Annotated in this window: 1 protein-coding gene; it reads left to right on the top strand. The window is 58.6% G+C overall.

The window, feature by feature from the left end; all coding sequences use genetic code 11:
- Positions 1 to 174: 174 nt before the first annotated feature.
- Positions 175 to 1,548, top strand: coding sequence for an ISNCY family transposase (locus FBZ97_RS34240; protein ID WP_145324704.1), 1,374 nt, complete (start codon positions 175 to 177; stop codon positions 1,546 to 1,548).
- The last annotated feature ends 114 nt before the right edge of the window (positions 1,549 to 1,662 follow it).

Raw genomic sequence — 1,662 nt, 5'->3', positions numbered from 1 at the left:
GAACCCCAGCTGAAGTGTTCATGGCATATTTGCAGGAAGAGGCGTAATCCCCTACCCTAAACGCCGGCGTGATGCACTTGGGTTAGCTTCTCCACCGCAAAGTTGAAGTGTCCTGTTTCTGCAAAGTTGGAATGTCACTCTCCCCCGGGTTTTGATGACCTTGGGAGATTGCGGATGGGATTGATTGCGATGAGCGAGCGCGATCTGCAGCGGATTGAGGTTTTGTCGAAGGTGATCGACGGCCGGATGACGATCGTTTCGGCGGCGCGTGTCCTGGACTTGAGCACGCGCCAGGTTCGCCGGCTGTTGGAGCGGATCCGGACGACCGGTGCGGCATCGATCCGGCACAAGGCGATCGGCCGACCGTCGAACAATCGGATCAGCGATGGCGTTCGCGATTACGCGGTGACGCTGATTGGCGAACGCTATGCGGACTTCGGGCCGACGCTGGCGACGGAGAAGCTGGCCGAACGCGATGGCTTGCGGGTATCGCGTGAGACGGTGCGCAGCTGGATGGTCGAGGCCGGACTATGGCTGTCGCGCAAGCAGCGCCGGACGTTTCATCAGCCGCGGTTGCGGCGCGAGGCCTATGGCGAGCTGGTGCAGATCGACGGCTCCGAGCACCGCTGGTTTGAGGACCGTGGTAATCCGTGTTCGCTGCTGGTGTTCGTCGATGATGCGACCGGCAAGTTGATGCAGTTGCGCTTCGTGCGTTCGGAAAGTGCCTTCAGCTATTTCGAGGCGCTGGCGCTTTATCTCAAGCGTCATGGCGCACCGGTTGCCTTTTATTCAGACAAGCATTCGGTGTTCCGGGTGGCTAAAAAGGATGCAAAGGGTGGTCAGGGCATGACCCAGTTCGGACGTGCGCTTTGCGAGCTAAACATTGAGATTCTTTGCGCAAATTCGAGCCAGGCCAAGGGCCGTGTCGAGCGGATGAACCGGACGCTGCAGGACCGGCTGGTCAAGGAGTTACGGCTGGCGGGCATCTGCGACATGGAGGCGGGCAATGCGTTTTTGCCTGGCTTTATGGAGGACTACAATGCGCGGTTTGCGATTGCCCCTGCCCGGTCCGATGACCTGCATCGGCCGATAAACCTGGCGCCGGATCGATTGACTGAGATCCTGTGTAAGCGCGAGCAGCGCTATGTCGGATCGCAGCTGACGTTTTCGTTTGAGCGCCGGCGGATCATGCTGGAGGAGACCGAGGTGACGCGCGGATTGGCTGGTCGCTATGTCGAGACTTATGCCTATGCGGATGGTCGGCTGGATGTGCGTTGGAAGGGCTATTCCCTGCCCTATAGGACGTTCGACAAGGATCAGCGGGTGACGCATGCGGCGATCACCGAGAACAAACGCCTTGGTGATGTGCTGGCCTATATCAAGGAGCGTCAGGACCAGCAGCCGAAGCCAAAAGTGAAGACCAACAGCGAACGGATTGGCTACACACCGCGCGGCACCAAGCCTGGACGGAAGACGGATTTCCTGAACGATCCGAAGGTTCTTGCACGGCGTGAGACAGCGCTGTCGCGGCAGCGGGCCGCGGAGTAAACGGTTGATCGCATAGTCTCAAAGCTCACATGAGGATTTCGCCGTCAAGTTCAATCATAGTTTCATAGCTTGCCTTTTCGATTTTGTATCGAACCCATGGTCTGAGCCACCTTG

The sequence above is a fragment of the Rhizobium sp. ERR 942 genome, from assembly GCF_007828395.1.
Taxonomy (GTDB): Bacteria; Pseudomonadota; Alphaproteobacteria; order Rhizobiales; family Rhizobiaceae; genus Rhizobium; species Rhizobium dioscoreae.
Note: the sequence above shows the minus strand (reverse complement) of the source record. Positions and strands in the feature narration are given on the sequence as shown.

Coding starts and splice junctions, on each gene's coding strand:
- FBZ97_RS34240 (WP_145324704.1), top strand. CDS start 175: ATGGGATTGATTGCGATGAGCGAGCGCGATCTGCAGCGGATTGAGGTT.